This window comes from Tetzosporium hominis (genome assembly GCF_002265435.1).
GTDB classification, from domain to species: Bacteria; Bacillota; Bacilli; order Bacillales_A; family Planococcaceae; genus Chryseomicrobium; species Chryseomicrobium hominis.
The window spans coordinates 1-277 of the sequence record NZ_NOKQ01000283.1; the positions used below are offsets into that span (position 1 = coordinate 1).

Here is a 277-nt window from a genome sequence, read left to right on the forward strand (position 1 = left end):
ATTCCATTTTGATCAGGATCTGACAAGTAAAACGCCTCGCTGACAAGGTGATCTCCCTGGCCGAGTTCAATGCCGGCGCGGATCAAATGCTTCACAGCCATGCCGAGCTGCTTTCGGTTTGGAAGCAAAATGGCAAAATGATAAAGGCCTGCTGCCGATCGTTCAGGAAGAACAACAGCATTTGGAATCTCCTCAATGATCAAAAGCGGATTTTTTCCGTCAACTGTGAACTCCGCCGTTTTGCCGTCCTGTTTTAATACTTGAAAACCGATCACAT

Annotated in this window: 1 protein-coding gene; it reads right to left on the minus strand. The window is 46.9% G+C overall.

Going from position 1 to position 277, the window contains the following annotated elements:
* The coding region (locus tag CF394_RS13045; protein WP_500691229.1) for a VOC family protein at nt 1–277 on the minus strand (277 nt) is incomplete at both ends.